The 16,505-nt window shown below is 66.2% G+C and carries 20 protein-coding genes; 14 read left to right on the top strand and 6 right to left on the bottom strand.

Features of this window, described 5'->3' with window-relative positions; translation table 11 throughout:
• Window positions 1-76: 76 nt before the first annotated feature.
• Window positions 77-1,561 carry a phospholipid carrier-dependent glycosyltransferase gene (locus tag QK444_RS16580; protein ID WP_282781298.1) on the top strand — a complete coding sequence of 495 codons (1,485 nt, stop codon included), beginning with the start codon at window positions 77-79 and terminating at the stop codon, window positions 1,559-1,561.
• Here the strand turns inward: QK444_RS16580 and QK444_RS16575 are convergent.
• Window positions 1,558-2,013, bottom strand: coding sequence for a DUF4383 domain-containing protein (locus QK444_RS16575; RefSeq protein WP_282781297.1), 456 nt, complete (start codon window positions 2,011-2,013; stop codon window positions 1,558-1,560). The genes QK444_RS16580 and QK444_RS16575 overlap by 4 nt on opposite strands.
• A 205-nt stretch (window positions 2,014-2,218) precedes the next feature.
• Between QK444_RS16575 and QK444_RS16570 the strand changes: the two genes are divergently transcribed.
• From QK444_RS16570 to QK444_RS16555, 4 genes are all read left to right on the top strand, one after another.
• Entirely contained in the window at window positions 2,219-2,428 is a 210-nt protein-coding gene (locus QK444_RS16570) for a hypothetical protein (RefSeq protein ID WP_043599009.1), read from the top strand.
• Window positions 2,429-2,498: 70 nt separating this feature from the next.
• Window positions 2,499-2,822 carry a hypothetical protein gene (locus QK444_RS16565; protein ID WP_282781293.1) on the top strand — a complete coding sequence of 108 codons (324 nt, stop codon included), beginning with the start codon at window positions 2,499-2,501 and terminating at the stop codon, window positions 2,820-2,822.
• Window positions 2,822-5,434 carry a hypothetical protein gene (locus tag QK444_RS16560; RefSeq protein WP_282781291.1) on the top strand — a complete coding sequence of 871 codons (2,613 nt, stop codon included), beginning with the start codon at window positions 2,822-2,824 and terminating at the stop codon, window positions 5,432-5,434. Before QK444_RS16565 ends, QK444_RS16560 begins: the two co-directional genes overlap by 1 nt.
• A gap of 26 nt (window positions 5,435-5,460) precedes the next feature.
• A complete protein-coding gene (locus tag QK444_RS16555; protein ID WP_282781289.1) occupies window positions 5,461-6,225 on the top strand; it encodes a hypothetical protein in 765 nt (254 codons plus the stop codon).
• A 7-nt stretch (window positions 6,226-6,232) separates the two neighbouring features.
• Here QK444_RS16555 and QK444_RS16550 read toward each other — a convergent pair whose 3' ends face one another.
• Both QK444_RS16550 and QK444_RS16545 read right to left on the bottom strand, forming a co-directional pair.
• Window positions 6,233-6,442, bottom strand: coding sequence for a DUF397 domain-containing protein (locus QK444_RS16550; RefSeq protein ID WP_282781287.1), 210 nt, complete (start codon window positions 6,440-6,442; stop codon window positions 6,233-6,235).
• Window positions 6,439-7,326 (bottom strand): helix-turn-helix transcriptional regulator, encoded by an 888-nt coding sequence (locus tag QK444_RS16545; RefSeq protein ID WP_282781285.1) that lies wholly within the window; start codon window positions 7,324-7,326, stop codon window positions 6,439-6,441. The genes QK444_RS16550 and QK444_RS16545 overlap by 4 nt, the downstream gene beginning before the upstream one ends.
• Before the next feature lie 207 nt (window positions 7,327-7,533).
• Between QK444_RS16545 and QK444_RS16540 the strand changes: the two genes are divergently transcribed.
• From QK444_RS16540 to QK444_RS16510, 7 genes are all read left to right on the top strand, one after another.
• Entirely contained in the window at window positions 7,534-7,725 is a 192-nt protein-coding gene (locus QK444_RS16540; RefSeq protein ID WP_081871928.1) for a hypothetical protein, read from the top strand.
• A gap of 4 nt (window positions 7,726-7,729) precedes the next feature.
• On the top strand, window positions 7,730-7,930 hold the full coding sequence (locus tag QK444_RS16535; RefSeq protein WP_282781281.1) for a hypothetical protein: 201 nt from the start codon (window positions 7,730-7,732) through the stop codon (window positions 7,928-7,930).
• Entirely contained in the window at window positions 7,927-8,127 is a 201-nt protein-coding gene (locus tag QK444_RS16530; protein ID WP_282781279.1) for a hypothetical protein, read from the top strand. The genes QK444_RS16535 and QK444_RS16530 overlap by 4 nt, the downstream gene beginning before the upstream one ends.
• 276 nt (window positions 8,128-8,403) lie before the next feature.
• Complete coding sequence (locus QK444_RS16525; RefSeq protein ID WP_282781277.1) at window positions 8,404-8,922, top strand: O-acetyl-ADP-ribose deacetylase; 519 nt, start codon at window positions 8,404-8,406, stop codon at window positions 8,920-8,922.
• 280 nt (window positions 8,923-9,202) lie between these two features.
• The gene (gene ruvA / locus QK444_RS16520) at window positions 9,203-9,808 is read left to right on the top strand and encodes a Holliday junction branch migration protein RuvA (protein ID WP_282781275.1); all 606 of its coding nucleotides are present in this window, start codon (window positions 9,203-9,205) and stop codon (window positions 9,806-9,808) included.
• A gap of 9 nt (window positions 9,809-9,817) precedes the next feature.
• Window positions 9,818-10,909: a Holliday junction branch migration DNA helicase RuvB gene (gene ruvB / locus QK444_RS16515; protein ID WP_282781273.1), complete on the top strand. Its 1,092-nt coding sequence runs from the start codon at window positions 9,818-9,820 to the stop codon at window positions 10,907-10,909.
• Window positions 10,910-11,063: 154 nt separating this feature from the next.
• The gene (locus tag QK444_RS16510) at window positions 11,064-12,482 is read left to right on the top strand and encodes a histidine kinase dimerization/phosphoacceptor domain -containing protein (RefSeq protein ID WP_282781271.1); all 1,419 of its coding nucleotides are present in this window, start codon (window positions 11,064-11,066) and stop codon (window positions 12,480-12,482) included.
• A gap of 12 nt (window positions 12,483-12,494) precedes the next feature.
• Here QK444_RS16510 and QK444_RS16505 read toward each other — a convergent pair whose 3' ends face one another.
• Complete coding sequence (locus QK444_RS16505; RefSeq protein ID WP_282781269.1) at window positions 12,495-13,076, bottom strand: Uma2 family endonuclease; 582 nt, start codon at window positions 13,074-13,076, stop codon at window positions 12,495-12,497.
• A gap of 203 nt (window positions 13,077-13,279) precedes the next feature.
• On the opposite strand from QK444_RS16505, the gene QK444_RS16500 reads away from it, so the two are divergent.
• Window positions 13,280-13,483, top strand: a complete 204-nt coding sequence (locus tag QK444_RS16500) for a hypothetical protein (protein WP_282781267.1) — start codon at window positions 13,280-13,282, stop codon at window positions 13,481-13,483.
• 121 nt (window positions 13,484-13,604) lie between these two features.
• Here the strand turns inward: QK444_RS16500 and QK444_RS16495 are convergent, their stop codons facing one another.
• Together QK444_RS16495 and QK444_RS16490 are read right to left on the bottom strand one after the other, a co-directional pair.
• The gene (locus QK444_RS16495; RefSeq protein WP_282781265.1) at window positions 13,605-14,156 is read right to left on the bottom strand and encodes a DivIVA domain-containing protein; all 552 of its coding nucleotides are present in this window, start codon (window positions 14,154-14,156) and stop codon (window positions 13,605-13,607) included.
• A 150-nt stretch (window positions 14,157-14,306) separates the two neighbouring features.
• A complete protein-coding gene (locus tag QK444_RS16490) occupies window positions 14,307-14,981 on the bottom strand; it encodes a TetR/AcrR family transcriptional regulator (protein ID WP_282781263.1) in 675 nt (224 codons plus the stop codon).
• 38 nt (window positions 14,982-15,019) lie between these two features.
• Here QK444_RS16490 and QK444_RS16485 point away from each other — a divergent pair.
• Window positions 15,020-16,505: NAD(P)/FAD-dependent oxidoreductase (locus tag QK444_RS16485; protein WP_282781261.1), on the top strand; the 1,486-nt coding region annotated here is incomplete at its 3' end.

Below are 16,505 nucleotides of genomic sequence, written 5' to 3'. Positions count from 1 at the left end.
CGAGCCGGGCGCTGTGTATGGTCGAAACGTGGTGGCGGGTGTGGGCGGTTCGGTGCGCACGTCCGCCCTGTCCGGGATGCGGGCACGCCGTCGGCTGGTGAGTCCCGCCCCGCTGTGGCCTGTGGCGGATCCGCCACCGGAGGATCGCGCCCGGGGGTGGGTGATCACGGCGGTATTGACATGCGTCGCCGCGGTCCTGCGGTTCGTGCGATTGGAGCAGCCCACCGACAGGGGTACGCCCGTCTTCGACGAGAAGTACTACGCCGCGCAGGCGTGGGAGATGCTCACCAACGGGATGGGGATCGACGACAATCCCGCCTTCCCGGTGATCGTGCATCCGCCGGTCGGGAAGCTGCTGATCGCCGTCGGGGAGGCGATCTTCGGGTACACCCCGCTGGGCTGGCGATTCTCGGCGGCCGTTGCGGGTACGGTACTGGTTCTGCTGGTGGTGCGGATCGTGCGGCGGCTCAGCCGCTCGACCCTCATCGGCGCTATCGCCGGGATTCTGCTGATCGCCGACGGAGTGACCTTCGTATCCTCGCGCATCGGCATGCTGGACATCTTCCTGGCACTGTTCGTGACCGCGGCCTTTGGCTGCCTGGTGGTGGATCGTGATGAACTGCGGGTGCGGTTGACCGAGGGAGTCCCGCACGGGGTGCGGTGGTGGCGATTCGGTGCGGGCGTCCTGCTCGGCCTGGCCTGCGGAACCAAATGGTCCGGCGCATATTTCGCGCTGGCCTTCCTGATCCTGAGTTTGGGACTCGAGTTCGCGGTGCGTCGGGAGGTCGGTATCCACGGGCGACGGCCGGGCGTCCTGCTCCGAGATGCGGCGGCCGCACTATTCGTTCTCGTAGTCGTACCGACCGCGCTCTACGTGGCGTCGTACGCGGGCTGGTTCGCCAGCGAAACCGGTATCAACCGCTACGCCGTCGGCGGCGACAGCGGCTTCTTCGCATTCCTGCCCGATGCCCTGCGCTCACTCTGGTTCAATCACGCCAGAATCCTGGACTTCCATGTGACGCTGACGAACTCGGCGGGCTACCACCATGATTGGGAATCCAAGCCATGGACATGGCCGATGGGTCTACGGCCCATGCTCTACTACTATCCCGATCCCACGCAGACCACCGGATGCGGTGCGTCGGCCTGTGTTCGGGCCATCATGCTGGTGGGCACTCCGACCATTTGGTGGCTGGCCGTCCCGGTCCTCGGCTGGGCACTGTGGCGGTCGGTCGTCGGTCGTGACTGGCGCCATTGTGCGCTGCTGGTCGGATATGGGGCGGCCTGGCTGCCATGGTTCGCCACCTTGGACCGCCAGATGTACTTCTTCTACGCCACCGCCATGGCACCGTTCCTGATCATGATGATGGCCCTCGCACTCGGTGGAATCCTGGGCAGAGCCCGAGATTCCACCGAGCGACGGGGCCTCGGTCTATTGATCGTGTGTCTGTATCTCGGCATGGTCGTGGCGAACTTCGCCTGGCTCTATCCGATACTCACGGCCATGCCGATCACGCCGGCCGTATGGCAGCAGCAGTTGTGGCTGCCGAGCTGGCGCTAGGTCCGTGCCACGGTCTGGGTGGCCAGGCGGGGGAGCAGCAGGCCCAGGAGGACCATGCCGACGCCGAGGGCGAAGTGCAGCCAGTCGTCGGCGGTGTTGAGGGGGACGAAGTTGGCGTCGGAGGTTTTGTCGATCACCAGGCCGTAGATCCAGAGGGCCAGGTAGATCACGCCGCCGCCGATCAAGAAGCCGCGTGACATCGAGATGGTGCGCGCCGCCAGTACGCCCGCGACGCCGAAGAGCAGGTGGACGATATTGTGCAGGATCGACACCTGGAAGACGCCGAGCAGTTCGGCCCCGGACTCGTGGCCCGCGAACTTCATGGTGTCGAAGTCGGTCGTGACGCCTGGAATGAATCCGAGCACGCCTACCAGCAGGAATACCGCGCCGACGGCGGCGGAGGCGAGCTGTACCGGAGTCCATCGTCTGGTGCTGGTGTTGTAGGTCGCCATATCCTCATCGCCTTTCTACGATCCGGCACTCGGAACACCGCGGATCGCGCTGCCCGAAATGCCGGGCCTGTCGGCGACTTACCCTGGGGTGCGGACGACAAACAGCGGCGTGACGCGTCGGTACGTCGTTCACTCGCGCACGACAATGGGCGGGCGTGCCGTCGTGGTTGACTGGAAGGCACGGAACGGGCGGGGAGGAGATGGGATGGCGACCGACCCATATGCCGGGCTTCCGGCGGAGTTCGTGCGAGCGATGCGGGAATCCGAGGAAGCGGAAGCCTCGCCCGCACCTCAGGCGTCGACGACAGCGTCGGCCGAACCGCCGACGACCGAGCCCACCGAGACCACCATGAGTTACGAGGACTGGGAGGCCGAACGCATGCGCGGCAGCATCATCGATCCTCCATGGTGGTAGATCGCGTGCTGTCGTACGATCGGGCCTTGGAATCCGACTGAAGTCCGTGTGCTGCGAGGGGGGATGACCAATGTTGGTGCAGGCCGATATCGATCAGCTGAGGACCTTGGCCACAACACTGGCGGGGGTGAAGGTCGCGATAGACGGCATCGATGTCCGATCGTTCGCGGAGTCCGTCGGTGCCGCATTGCCGGGTACGGCGCTCGGTGACACCGCCGACCTGGCGACCGAGAACATCGAACGCGCCTGGTATCGGGTGGCCGAGCGGATCGGGCGGATCGGTTCCGCGATCGACCAGGCCACCGGTGTGTACAACGCCGCCGAGACGGTGTCCGAGGGCGAGTTCGTGGAGCTGATGGCCGGATTCGACTTCCAGGCGGCGGACAACGGCTGATGGCCCAGGAATGGAACCTGACCCGGGCGAACGTCACCGCATGGCGTACCAGCGCGCTGTCGGACCTGGCGGCGACGATCGAGGCGGCGGCGAAGACGTACGGCGAGTTGTCGGGATCGATGCCGACACACTTCGCGAACCTGAACGGCAGTTGGGCGGGTAACGCACATGATGCCGCTTACAACCGAGTCGGCGAGGAGCACCGGGAAAGCCTTAAGGTCGGTGATGAGGTCGACGACGTCGTCACCGCACTGCGGGCCGCCGACACCCGATTGCACAATGAACGCGAGAATCTGCTGAACAAGGTCGCCGACGCCGAAGACCCGGCGGGCGCGGTCGCGGGGGAAACCTATACGGTCAATGATTCCTGGTTGGTCGGGGCGACCAAGCCCGAGGGCGTGACCGATGAGCAGGCCAAGCAGATCCGCGACAACTGCAAGTTCCATCAGGACGCCATACGCACGGCGCTGCTGTCGCTGCGCGATGCCGCCATGGAGGAAGCGCAGAAGATCGTCGCCGCGTCCGGGGAGGCGCGTGATCGCGGCATTTACTTCGGTGACGGAATCAATTCCCCGCTGCCCGAAGGCGGATTGGTCAATGATTCCGAGCTGGGGTACGAGACCGGCCGGGAGGACGGTATCGCCATCGCGGACGGCACCGCGACCGATGCCCAGATGCAGCGCATCGCGGCGCGGCTCGCCGAGACGGGCCTGACCCCGGACCAGCTCGAAGCGCTCGCCAACGGTCAGGAAGTCACCGTCCCGTTGTCGTCCATGGCATATCTGACCGAGTTCTACGCCAGCGCCGGGCGTGACGGGTTGCTCGAGTTCGCAACGCAATTGGAGAGCAACGGCTCTCCGCAGGCGATACAGCTGCGCGAGAACCTCGCCAACGGTCTGATGACGCTGTCGAACGACAAGGTCGTCGTGCGCGACGGTGTGCGGCCCTCGGGAGTGGTGCGCGGTGGATACGATCGGCTGCCCCCTGAGATTCGTGAGCTGGTCGGCACCCGGCCGGGCCTGGACACACCGGACGGCAATACCCGCGAGGTGCCCGACGACTACCGGACCGGCGGGCTGTTCGGCAACAACAGCGGCGCGAGCCCGGACTATCAACGCGACCTGGGGCGGTTCGCCAGCCTGGTCAATGCGGCCGGGGAGGGCTACGAACCCGGGCAGCGGTTCGGCATGGAGCTGACCCGCCAGGGCGCGCACCTGGCAGGTCTGGCCGACGCCTGGTCCGGCGGTGGCAGCTACGACGGGGCCGGAGAGCAGACGATCCAGAACTTCGTCGGTGCCGGAACCCGCAGCGACGAAGCCAATTACGCGCTGCTCACCGGCAACGGCCCGGAGGAGTTGTTCGGCAAGGACACCACCGGGCAGGCATACGACGGCTACCACCGCGACGATGTGATCGTGCCGCTGCTCCAGCACGAATGGCGTGACGACGGCGCGGCGCTGTCGGAGATGTTCACCTGGACCAACGAAGACGCGCGCATCACCGACCCCGGCAACCCGGCGCAGGTCGAACGCGCGGAGCGGGCCGGTGAGGCGGCGTACGGCCTGGCACAGCTGCTCTCCACCACCGAGTCGGGAGCGAACGGCACGAACCTGTACGAGAACTGGCTCGATATGCCCGGCCACGACGGGCAGTCGCTCGGGGAGGTGAACCCGGTCGCGACCAAGGCATTGGCCGCCGCGCTCGCCCCGTACACCCTCGATCTGGTCGACGCCAATGACGATCTGAAGAACACCGCCGGATTCGGCCCGCTCGGCGGGCCGGTCGAGGCGGCCCGGGTGTTCAGCATTCTGAATACCGACTCCGAGGCGGCCGCCATCATCAACAGTGCTGCCCTGGCCGAAGCCGAACGTATCGACGGCATCTACGCCGACCGCTACGCCAATGGCGAGGAAGAACACCTGCTCGGCACCCAATCCGGTGATCTGCGCTGGGCGGTGCACGCCGGTATCGACGCCGAGATCGCCGACCGGCAACTCAATGCCCAGGACGCCGACACCGCTAAACAGCAGAAGTACGCCGCCGCCTACACCGCAGGACAGATCATGCTCGGCGGATTCGGTCCCGCATACGCGGGAGCGGCGGCGGTTACGGAATTCTTCAAGAACGATATCGTCTCGGTGGATGGAAAATTCGTGAATCCGTTCCCGGAGCTCGAGATTAAGAGTGCTGATGGTGCGGAATTCAAGAACCACAATCCAAACGAGATCGGCGATGCCAATAACCGCATGTACGCGATGATGCAGGGGCTTGTCAACGGTGGGCACATCGACGTCGCGACGGTGCCGGAGGTATTCCGTAATGCTGACGGCACGCTCAAACCCTACGTGCAACTCAGCGCGGAAGCAGCAGAAGATAGGACAGTCAGGGAGGCGGTCAATAACGGATACAACACGTTGCCGGCGATTTTGAAGAGTGGCGGGCTGGGGGATAAGACCGACTACACCGACGCGGTCACCGAATCGGGGAATATCAACGATAGTGCGGTGCTGTACCGAGGCAATAGTGACAGCAAGGTGGCCCTGGAGAGTGTATTGAAGAACAACAGCGCGAGTTCCGCTGATTACAATCGATGGAGGCACCGGGAATGGTGAGCGGTAGGTACTCTCGCGTCGTATCCGTGATGTTCGCCGTGCTGCTGGCGACCGCGTGCACCGGGAGCGAACCCGACGTACCCACAGAACCCGGTACCCCGGTGTATACGCCGCCCCCGGCAGTGCGGAACGCTACGGTGATTTGGTCCGCTGAACCCGGCATCGACCTGTTCGACTCGTTTCCCACCCTCACCCGCGCCGCTATCGAAGCACTCGAAGTAGCAGAGCAAGTGGCGGGGGCGGAGCAGTCATATCCGGGGTTCGATGAGGCTGTGACCGACGAACGGCAGCGCGACCTCCACTTCCGGATTGTAACGGGTCGCGGCAGGCCGATCTACGGGACGCTGTACTCGCACATCCTTGAGATAGTCCCAACGGATACGGGATTCACCGCCTATGTCTGCATGGCGTTCAAGGATTACGCGATCAAGGTTGACGGAGGGTACAATTCTTCTCGTAGCCGTACCGGTATTCTGCGGGATATCGGACTGATCAGCAATGACCCGGATTATCGTCCGCCGACTCCGGACCCGTCGAACCCTGACGTGACAACGGCTGTGGCCCCTCCGCCGAGTCCGGCGGGTCCCGCAGTGTGGCAGGCTCCGCAGGAGAACCTGTTTCGGGGGTGGACGGTCGATCTGAATCCGCCCGGTGAGTTGCCCGATGAGCGGTGTGCTCCCTGGATGGCGACCATTGATCCCGACGCGCCCGCCGAACCTGAGACCGTAACGTCCGATGAGCCGCCGGTAACATTGCCCGCCTATCCCGGTTGGTCCCGATACCGGCATTGATCCAGTATCACGCGCGGTCGAAGTCCCCGGCTCGGACGGAATCGGTGAACGCGTCCCACGCTGGTCCGTTGAACAGCAGGACGGGACTCGTGGTGCCCAAGGTGGAGTCTCGCACGCCGACTATGCCGTGCGGCAGGTGCGCGGTCTCGACGCACTCTTTGCCGGACGTGCTGTAACTGGACTTGAACCATTCGGCCTGGGCTAGGTCGATCTTCACTGCGAGTGCTCCTTCGCTATCGACAGGATGAGCTGTCTGGTGGAGTCCTCGTCCAGTGCCGCTCGGCTGATCTCGGTGAACGCAGTGCGGTAGCGACTCACTTCGGACTCACGTTCCAGGTACAGATCTCCCGCGTATTCTTCCACGTACACCACGGGTGGCGTGGTCAACCCAGTCGCCGCGAGGTTCGAGAACTCCAGTATCACAAAGGATCCCACGCAGGATCCGAGATGGCGTTGGCAATCGAAGGGCACGACGCGCAGGGAGACGTTCGGCGACTGCGACACCTCCAGCAGTCTCTGCATCTGGTCGGCCATGACCCGCGAGCCACCGATCTGGTCGCGGAGAACGGCTTCCCACAGAATCGCGTCGATGGTGAAGTCGGCTTCACCGAGCCGCTGCTGCCGACGTAGTGCTATCTCGATTCGCTTCTCGACCTGCTCGGTAGGCATATCGGGATGCTGGGTCCACTCGATCGAGCGGCGGTACTCGGCAGTCTGGAGCAGGCCGGGTATGACCGCGGTCTTCCAGATTCCCAGCCGCTGTGCAGATTCTTCGAGGCTCATGTAGTGGTCGAAGCCAACCTGCATCGCATCGGCGTAGGCACGCCACCAGCCACCACCCGCCTTGCGGGTCGCCCGTACCTCGTATGCCAGCGTCAGCAGCATCGTTCGTTCCGTTGTTACGGCCGCGTAGGCGTCGCACAGCGTATTGATGTACAAGTCCGACACCTTGGTCGGTAACCCGTCCTCCATACGCCCTATGGTCTGGGGCGATACCCCGATGGCTCGCCCCGCGACGGATTGATTCATTCCGGCCGCCTCGCGCAGGCGCTTGAGTTCGCGTCCCAGCGCGCGGCGGGCGAGTGTTGATCCGGTCAGCATCTTGTTTGCCTAACTATCGGATGAACCCAATTCTGGAAAGCTCTGCCGTGGAAAGGCGCTGGGTGGAATTACCGCGCTTTCTCGGCCGAAACGCGTGTCCGGGGGTGCGCAGTCCCGGTGATTCGGAGTGTACTGACGGCATTCCCCGAGGTCAGGGGATTCTCCACAGCCCTAACGCATTCCAGAGCTTCGAGGAGGTGGCCGACCATGCACGAACTTCCCCCGGTAGCGCACAGCGCGGTACCGGATTCCACGCTCACGCCGTCGCGCGCGCATCGAATCATGCAGGACCACAGAGGATGTCCGGTTTCGGTGTGTCCGGCGAAGGCGCAGGCGAAGCGGCTGCTGATCGAGGCGGGCAAGCTGGTGCCCGCCGATGCCCCGCATGTGGGGAGCTGACGACATGGGCGACAATCCGATCTTTCACCGGGTTCCGGATCATCCGATCCTGAACCTCGAGGTGGCGCGACGGGCGTTGCTGCGACACCGGGACTGCGGGGAGAATTGCGCCGCGCGGCGCTACTTCCTCGAACTGGTGCCGGTGCTGAGTCGTGGACACCGCCCGGAGGACGGCGACTCCGGCGATTCGAGGTGGGCGCGATGATCGGCGCGATCGCATATCTGCTGCTCGGCGCGGCAATGGGCGTTCTGGTCGGTTGGCGGCTGGCCACCGCGCATCAGCCGGAGCATGCCGCCGGACGCGGAGCCGGGCGCACCGTCGAGGAGATCCGCGCCCGGCTCGACCGGGAGGCGCGCGGACGGTCGCCGCATCGGTCGCGGCCCATGATCCTGGCCGCGTAGCAGTGGGGTCACGCCGCGTATGCGATGGAGAGAATCACGGTGTAGTGGTCGAGATGTCCCTCGCCGCGTAAAGGTATGAGAATCTCCGCCGCGAGTAGATGGTGGCGGAACCCTGTCGCGTAGGAGTGTGGGTGTCTCCGTCGCATGGGGGAGGAAGCGCTCCGTGGCGTAGTGGTGTGGGGCTCGCCCCCGGCGTAGTGGTGCGGGAACTGTGGCGGCCAGCGGTGCGGGAATTCCGGCCGCGTAGCGGTGCGGCCGCGTGAAAGAATCGGCGGCATGGTCGATCTGCTGATCGTGCGCGGCGACATCACCGAGCAGGAAGTGGACGCCGTGGTGAACGCGGCCAATTCCTCGCTGCTGGGTGGGGGCGGGGTCGACGGGGCCATCCATCGCAAGGGCGGGCCGGAGATTCTGGCCGAGTGCCGGGCGTTGCGGGCGGCGAAGTACGGGCGGGGGCTGCCGCAGGGGCGGGCGGTGGCGACGACGGCGGGAAAGTTGCCCGCGCGGTGGGTGATTCACACCGTGGGGCCGGTGTGGTCGGCGAGTGAGGATCGGTCGGCGGTGCTGGCGTCCTGCTATCGCGAATCGCTGCGGGTCGCGGATGAGCTGGGCGCGGAGTCGGTGGCCTTTCCAGCGGTGTCGACCGGGATATTCCGGTGGCCCATGGACGACGGCGCGCGCATCGCGGTGAAGACCGTGCGCACGGCCGGAACGTCCGTGCGGGAAGTGCGGTTCGTGCTGTTCAGCGAGGATGCCTACCGGGTGTTCGAGGCGGCGCTGAGCGGCGCGACCTGAATTGCCGCAGCGGTGACGGGCGCGCGCGCCCGAGTTCCGCAACGCGCCCGCCGGGGCGGGTCCCTGAACAGCGGCCCCTGAACAGCAGCCCCTGAACAACAGAGTGCCCGGCGAATGCGCCTGCGGCCCGTGTCGGTCCGCGGTCGGCCCGCGCCGGTCCGTTAGACTCTCGAACAGTTGTTCGTGTGCGGTGAGCGGATGGGGGTGGCGCGTATTCTCGGGCTGGCCGCGCGGCGGCTGTACAGGACAGGCTGGACCGGCAACGGAAGGCGGTATCCGGGTGATCGCGTCGGTACGCGGTGAGGTGCTCGAGATCGGGCTCGACCATGTGGTGCTGGAGGCCGCGGGGGTCGGGTACCGGCTCAATGCCACGCCCGCCACGCTGGCCACGCTCACCCGTGGGGAGGAGGCGCGGCTCTACACGGCCATGATCGTGCGCGAGGACTCCATGACGCTGTTCGGCTTCGCCGATACCGAGGCGCGCGAACTGTTCGGCCTGTTGCAGACCGTGTCCGGCGTGGGTCCGAAACTCGCCATGGCGGTGCTGGCCGTGCTGGAACCCGAGGCGCTGCGCAAGGCCCTGGCCGAATCCAATGTCGCCGCGCTCACCCGGGTGCCCGGTATCGGCAAGCGTGGGGCCGAGCGCATGGTGGTGGAACTGCGTGACAAGGTGAATCTCGTTCCGGTGCAATCGGGTCCGCCCGGATCAGGTCCCGCGCCGGCGGTCACGCCGGTGCGCGAGCAGGTCGTCGAGGCACTCGTCGGGCTGGGTTTCGGCGTCAAACAGGCCGAACCCGCCGTGGACGCCATTCTGGCCGAGCAGCCCGATCTCGGCACCTCGCAGACGCTGCGCGCGGCGCTGAGCGTGCTGGGCACGAACCGATAGGACGCCCGAATGTTCGACGACTCCGACGAATTCGACGACAGCGACTCCCCGGTCAGCGCGAGCTATCAGCAGACCGACGGTGAGGTCGAGGCCAGCCTGCGCCCGCAGTCCCTGGATGACTTCATCGGTCAGCCCCGGGTGCGCGAACAGCTGGCGCTGGTGCTGCGCGGCGCGAAAGGGCGCGGTGGTACCCCCGATCACGTATTGCTCTCCGGCCCACCGGGTCTGGGTAAGACCTCGATGGCGATGATCATCGCCGGGGAATTGGGTTCGGCACTGCGCATCACCTCCGGCCCGGCCCTGGAACGCGCGGGCGACCTGGCGGCCATGCTCAGCAATCTCGGCGAGGGCGATGTGCTGTTCATCGACGAGATCCACCGCATCGCCCGACCGGCCGAGGAGATGCTCTACCTCGCCATGGAGGACTTCCGGGTCGACGTGGTGGTCGGCAAAGGTCCGGGGGCGACGTCGATTCCGTTGGATATCGCCCCGTTCACCCTGGTCGGCGCGACCACGCGATCGGGTGCGCTCACCGGCCCGCTGCGCGACCGCTTCGGCTTCACCGGCCATATGGATTTCTATGAACCCGAAGAGCTGCAACGGATTCTGCTGCGCTCGGCGCAGATCCTCGGTGTGCGCATCGACACGGACGCCGCCGCCGAGATCGCGGGCCGCTCCCGGGGCACGCCCCGGATCGCCAACCGGCTGCTGCGCCGGGTGCGCGACTACGCCGAGGTCAAGGCCGACGGTCTGGTCACCCGCGAGATCGCCCATGCCGCCCTCGCGGTCTACGACGTGGACGTGCTCGGCCTGGACCGCCTCGACCGGGCGGTACTCGGCGCGCTGGTCCGCAGCTTCAACGGCGGGCCGGTCGGCGTCTCCACGCTCGCGGTCGCGGTGGGGGAGGAGGCCGCCACCGTGGAGGAGGTCTGCGAACCCTTCCTGGTGCGTGCCGGACTGGTGGCCCGCACCCCGCGCGGCCGCGTCGCCACCGCCGCGGCCTGGGAGCATCTCGGGTTGGTGCCGCCGCCCGATCTGGTCTTCGGTTCCATCGAGGTGCGCGCCCGCGAAGATCAGCCGACCCTGGACCTCTTCGACTAGTTCGCCACATGGTCGCGCGGACGACCAGCAGGTATGTCGTGGGGACTGTTCAGCCGTGGCGACACCTCATGCGATACTGCGGAGCGACCGGGGCGCTTAGGATGGGCGGTGAGTCCGACTGTGATGGGGGGCGCCGATCTTGAAGGACGGGAAGGTGATTCCCTACCTAGCCGCGCTGGCGGGGCTAGTGGGTGCCACCGCTGTCCTCTGGCCGTTGCGCGATCTGATCCGTGACAATCCGGGGACATCGGCACTCGTCTATGTGCTCGTCGTCCTGTTGGTCGCGCTGCGATGGGGGCGAACTCCCGCACTGGCGACCTCGGTCGCCGCGGTCCTCGTCTGGAATTCGGTATTTCTCTCACCGGATCTGGGGTGGTTCGAGGCCCCGACATATCTCGACGACTGGATTCTGTTGGCGGTCTTCGTCATTACGGCCGGTACGGTCGGTTCGCTCGCGGCCACCACCAAGCGGCGCGCCGAACAGACCGAGGCCGTGCGGGCCCAGGTGGAGCGGCTCTACATCGAATTGCGGCAGGAGAGCGGCGAACGGCGTCAGGCGGAGGAGGCGCTGCGGTCGAGTGAGTCGAGATTGCGCGGTCTGTTCGAATCCGCTCCCGACAGTGTCGTTGTCCTGGACGCCGCGGGCCGCATCGTCCAGGCCAACTCGCGCACCGAGCTCATGTTCGGCTATCCGACCGGGGAGCTGGTGGGCCGTTCGGTGGAATCACTGATCGCCGAGGGGCTGCGTGAGCGGCACCGCGCGCACCGGGACAACTTCACCGATCCCCCCGACGGCCGCTCACCCGACGCCGAGTTCCGCGCCCGCCGCCGGGACGGCTCCGAGTTCCCCATCGACGTCGTGCTGAACTCGATGGGAGCCGGTGCCGATGCCCTGACCATCGAGGTGTTCCGGGATATCACCGACCGCAAGCACTCCGACGATCGAATCAGGGCCGCACTCGAGGAGAAGGCGACTCTGCTCGACGAGATCCACCACCGCGTCAAGAACAATCTCCAGATCATCACCAGCCTGCTCAGCCTGCAAACCCGCCGCCTGACCGATCGCCGGGTGCGCGACGCGTTCACGGCGAGCCAGGACCGCATCCGCTCGATGTCGCTCATTCACGAAAAGCTGTACCAGTCCGAGGGTTCGGCGCAGATCGACGCCGGGGACTACATTCACACCCTGACCGGCAACCTCATTCGCTCCTACGGTCTCGACCAGCAGCGGATCCAGCTCCGAGCGAAGGTCGAGAACGTCCGGCTGGGCGTCGACATCGCGGTACCGTGCGGACTGCTGGTCAGCGAATTGGTCACCAACGCCCTCAAGCACGCCTTTCCCGGCGATCGCGCCGGAGAGATCCTGGTCGAGCTCTGCCCGCTCGACGGTGGCGTCCTGCGCCTGCTGGTCAGCGACGACGGCGCGGGCATGCCGCCCGAACTGGACTTTCGCACCACCAAATCCCTTGGGCTGCGCCTGGTTACGGCATTGGCGGCGCAATTGAACGGCGTCGTCCGACGTCTGGACGCCACCGGCACGGCGATCGAGGTCAGATTCGCCGTCGACCGCTGACCCCGACGCGTCTCACCGAACCCACGCCTTCAACGGTTCGGTCTCGAGGTGAACATCCACCGGGGGCGGCACATGTACCGATGCGCCGAAGGGGACGGACAGTACTCGCTCGTATCGCTCGCCATTCGGTTCGCTGTAGACGACCAGTTCACATGTCGCCCGGTCGATCAGCAGGTACACCGGGATACCGGTGTCGGCGTACGCCTTCGGCTTCTCCCGGCGATCGCGGCGTTCGGTGTCCTGGTCTCCGGACGTGACTTCGACTGCCATCAGCACCGGTTCGGGGTCTGCCCACTCGCCCTGGCCTACGAACGCATCGGCGGCGGCCAGGACGCCATCCGGTCGGGCACGGCCCTTGCGGTATCGATCGACCCGTAGACCCTGCTCGGGAGTGAGGAACAACTCGGGGCGAAGTGACACGAAGAGACGGATGAGCCATTGGATGATTCGACCGTGGTCCCCGTCCGGCATCGCCTTGGCCCCCAATTGCCCGTCGATGAATTCGAGTCGTACGCCTTCCGCGATGCGGTCCGCCGCCTCGGCGAGTTTCTCGAACTCCTCGGTCGTCATGATCGACTCGTGCACGGCGGTCATGTCCTAACGGTACGAGGTTGCCTGGTGGTGGGGGCACGGATGGCATCAGATTATCGCGAGTTCGGCGTGTTGGTCGGACGGCGCGTCGGGAGTGTGGCACCCCGACCTCCGGCGCTCGAACGAAGCGCGGGTGCTGCGATCGCGGGTCTGATTGATCGCACCACCGGCGGGTATCCGGCCGGCGAACACAGGAGGTACCCACCATGCTCGCCATCGCCGCCGCCGCGGTCTTCGGTCTCGCGCTCGTCTTCGATCTGGTCGACGCCACCCTCGGGGACACCGTCACCTCGGGCACGCTCGTCATCGTCGGGCTCCTGCTCGTCGCCCTGCACCTCGCCGGATACGGCAACGGCAGCCGTTCGGGTCTGGGCGGTCGGTCCTGGAGCTGGCGTCGGGTGCGCCGCTGACCGGAACCGCCACGGCCGGGGCCGAGTCGGCGAGGAAGCCGGCATGGCCGAGGCTGTCCGGCAGCGCTTCTCGCTGTAGACCGCGGACGCCCGAATGGCCTTGTCCGCCAAGGGCTTCGGGTCAGCGCTGTCGGTCGAGCCGGCGGACGACCAGGTCCAGGAAGGCGTCCACCTCCTCGCGGTGGTAGGCGGGGTAGCCGTGGGCGACGGTGTGGAACTCGGTGTGGCGCACCTCGTCCGCGGTGAGTCGACTGGGGCCGTCGTGGGCCAGGGTGGCCGCGAGGCGGTCCAGGAACGCGCCCACCTCCGCGGCCGCGTAGCCGGGCAGGCCGTACGGGGGAGCGGAGAACTGGATGCGCAGCACGTCGTCGTGGGTGAGGGCCTGCGCGTCGTTCGCGGTGGGCACCCGGCGGCGGCCCCGGCGGAGGTATTCCAGCTCGATGCACACGTGGTCGAGGAAGTCGTCGACCTGTTCCTGATCGTAGCCGCGGTGCCCGAATGGCGGTGCGCCGAACTGGACCTGGCGGATATCGGCGGCCGTGAGGTGGTCGCGGCCGAGGATGGTATCGGCTATGCGCGCGCAGAAGGCATCCACCTCGGCCGGGTTGTAGCCGTGGTGGCGGGCTTTGCCGAATCGCTTGCGGCGGACTTCCTCGGGAGTCACGCGGGTCATTGTGCACGGCGGGCCGGAGCCGGTCGCGAGCGAGGTCCGGTCAGGTGGGATGGCCTGCCTCGCAGCGTGATTCCGCACGGTGGTGATCGGATCTATCGGTCTTTCGGGGCGGCGCGGTTCATTCCGGACGGCTAGGTCTTTTCGGACGGCTCAGTCTTTTCGGACGCCGTCGATGAGCAGGCGGCGGATCGCCTGGGTCATCTCCGACATATCGGTCTCCTCGCCGTCACGGGTATCGCGCAGCCCGTGCAGGATGGCGGCCAGGATCATGCCGGTCACGGCGCGTGCGGTATTGCGGGCGTCCAGATCCTCGCGCAGATAGCCCAGCTCCACGCCGTGCTCCAGGTATCCGGCGGTGAGCATGTCGGCGGTGTCGAGCAACCCGTAGAGCCGCATGGTCAGTTCGGAGTCGATGCCGGTGGCCTGGAACAGCAGCAGCTGCGCCACCCGGCGATCCTCCAGGAAGATGCGGTTCAGAGCCGCGCCGATGCGCTCGGTCTGCTCCCGGTACTCCTGCAGGCTGGTGGGCGCGTCCGGGGCGTTCTCGGTGCCCAGCGCCTCCACGATGCGGGTGGCCAGATCGTCGATGACGTGATCGATGATGTCGCGCTTGTTGGCGAAGTAGCGGTAGAAGGTGCCGTGGCCGATGCCCAGCTCGGTGGCGATATCGGCGATGCCGGTGGCGTGATAGCCCCGCTCGGCGAAACAGGCGAACGCGGTGTCGATGATCTCCTGCCGGAGCTCGGCCTTGCGGCGTTCGATTCTCGAGGATGGCTTCGTCACGCCCCCGATGATACGGTGTTCACAAACGGAATGAGATGTCATTCCGTGATACGTGAATCATTTTCAATGGGAGGTTCGGCGTGGCACCTCAGTACGACGCCATCGTGGTCGGCGCGGGATTCGGCGGAATGGGCGCGGGCATCGAATTGGATCGGCTCGGGCTGAGCGACTTCGTGATCCTGGAGCGCGAGAACGACCTCGGCGGCACCTGGCACGTCAACCGCTACCCGGGGCTGGCCGTGGATATCGCCTCGGTGACCTACTCGTATTCCTTCGAACCCAATCCGCACTGGTCGCGGCTGTTCGCGCCGGGCGCGGAACTGAAGAAGTACGCCGAGCACGTCGCCGACAAGTACGACCTGCGCCGCCGCATGCGCTTCGACACCGTGGTCGGGGGCGCGCGCTGGGACGGCGAACAGCAGCACTGGGTGGTGTCGATCGAGAACGGCGAAACCCTCACCGCGCGTTACCTGCTCGCCGCCACCGGATTCCTGTCCCAGCCCTACACCCCGCCGTTCCCCGGCATCGACGGCTTCGCGGGCAAGATCATCCACACCACGGCGTGGGAGGACGACTACGACCTCACCGGCCGCAGGGCCGCCATCATCGGCACCGGTGCGACCGCCGTGCAGCTCATTCCCGAACTGGCCAAACGGGTTTCGGCGCTCACCGTCTTCCAGCGCACCCCGATCTGGGTGGTGCCCAAGGTCGACGCCCCCATTCCCGCGCCGGTGCGGCAGCTGTTCGAGCGCTTCCCGGTGACCCAGCAGGGTGCGCGCCTGGTGAACACCACCATGCTGGAAGCGCTCATGGTGGTCGGGGTGCTGCACTTCAAGCAGGCCAAGCCGCTGAACAAGGCCGCCGCCGCCCTCGCCAAGGCGCATCTGCGAGCGCAGGTGCGCGACAAGGAAACCCGCGCGAAGCTGACCCCCGACTACGACTTCGGCTGCAAGCGGCCCACCTTCTCCAACCACTACTTCAAGACCTTCAACGAACCGCATGTGCGCCTGGAGACCAACTCCATCGACCACATCGAACCCGACGGCATCGTCACCGCGGACGGGCACAAGACCGAGATCGACACCCTGGTGCTGGCCACCGGATTCAATCTGTGGGATGTGAACTTCCCGGCCATCGAGATCATCGGCCGCGACGGGGTGAACCTCGGAAAGTATTGGCGCGACAACCGCTTCCAGGCTTACGAGGGCATCTCGATCCCGAAGTTCCCCAACTTCATCTCGCTCAACAGCCCGTACTCCTACAGCGGCCTGTCGTACTTCACCACCATCGAGGCGCAGATGAAGCATATGGGTCGCCTGTTCGGTGAGATGTTCCGCCGCGGCGCCCAGGTCTTCGAGGTCACCGAGGCGGCCAACGCCGCCTTCCTGGAGTCCGTCACCGACAAGCTGGGCTCCTCGGTGTTCTACGGCGGCCGGTGTTCGACCGCCCGCAGCTACTACTTCAACCAGCACGGCGAAGCGGCGCTGCTGCGCCCCAACAGCACGTTGACCACGCACCGCCACGCGGTGAGCTTCCCGCTGGACGACTACACCTATGAGCGGATCC

Source organism: Nocardia sp. CC201C (assembly GCF_030010695.1).
Lineage (GTDB): Bacteria > Actinomycetota > Actinomycetes > Mycobacteriales > Mycobacteriaceae > Nocardia > Nocardia otitidiscaviarum.
The sequence above is the reverse complement of the archived record's forward strand: the minus strand, read 5'-3'. Positions and strand labels throughout refer to the sequence as shown.

What these genes read in the sequence shown, in the direction of transcription:
- QK444_RS16580 (WP_282781298.1), top strand. Translation starts at nt 77, where the DNA reads ATGCGGGCACGCCGTCGGCTGGTGAGTCCCGCCCCGCTGTGGCCTGTG.
- QK444_RS16575 (WP_282781297.1), bottom strand. Translation starts at nt 2,013, where the DNA reads ATGGCGACCTACAACACCAGCACCAGACGATGGACTCCGGTACAGCTC.
- QK444_RS16570 (WP_043599009.1), top strand. Translation starts at nt 2,219, where the DNA reads ATGGCGACCGACCCATATGCCGGGCTTCCGGCGGAGTTCGTGCGAGCG.
- QK444_RS16565 (WP_282781293.1), top strand. Translation starts at nt 2,499, where the DNA reads ATGTTGGTGCAGGCCGATATCGATCAGCTGAGGACCTTGGCCACAACA.
- QK444_RS16560 (WP_282781291.1), top strand. Translation starts at nt 2,822, where the DNA reads ATGGCCCAGGAATGGAACCTGACCCGGGCGAACGTCACCGCATGGCGT.
- QK444_RS16545 (WP_282781285.1), bottom strand. Translation starts at nt 7,326, where the DNA reads ATGCTGACCGGATCAACACTCGCCCGCCGCGCGCTGGGACGCGAACTC.
- QK444_RS16540 (WP_081871928.1), top strand. Translation starts at nt 7,534, where the DNA reads ATGCACGAACTTCCCCCGGTAGCGCACAGCGCGGTACCGGATTCCACG.
- QK444_RS16535 (WP_282781281.1), top strand. Translation starts at nt 7,730, where the DNA reads ATGGGCGACAATCCGATCTTTCACCGGGTTCCGGATCATCCGATCCTG.
- QK444_RS16530 (WP_282781279.1), top strand. Translation starts at nt 7,927, where the DNA reads ATGATCGGCGCGATCGCATATCTGCTGCTCGGCGCGGCAATGGGCGTT.
- QK444_RS16525 (WP_282781277.1), top strand. Translation starts at nt 8,404, where the DNA reads ATGGTCGATCTGCTGATCGTGCGCGGCGACATCACCGAGCAGGAAGTG.
- ruvB (WP_282781273.1), top strand. Translation starts at nt 9,818, where the DNA reads ATGTTCGACGACTCCGACGAATTCGACGACAGCGACTCCCCGGTCAGC.
- QK444_RS16505 (WP_282781269.1), bottom strand. Translation starts at nt 13,076, where the DNA reads ATGACCGCCGTGCACGAGTCGATCATGACGACCGAGGAGTTCGAGAAA.
- QK444_RS16500 (WP_282781267.1), top strand. Translation starts at nt 13,280, where the DNA reads ATGCTCGCCATCGCCGCCGCCGCGGTCTTCGGTCTCGCGCTCGTCTTC.
- QK444_RS16495 (WP_282781265.1), bottom strand. Translation starts at nt 14,156, where the DNA reads ATGACCCGCGTGACTCCCGAGGAAGTCCGCCGCAAGCGATTCGGCAAA.
- QK444_RS16490 (WP_282781263.1), bottom strand. Translation starts at nt 14,981, where the DNA reads ATGACATCTCATTCCGTTTGTGAACACCGTATCATCGGGGGCGTGACG.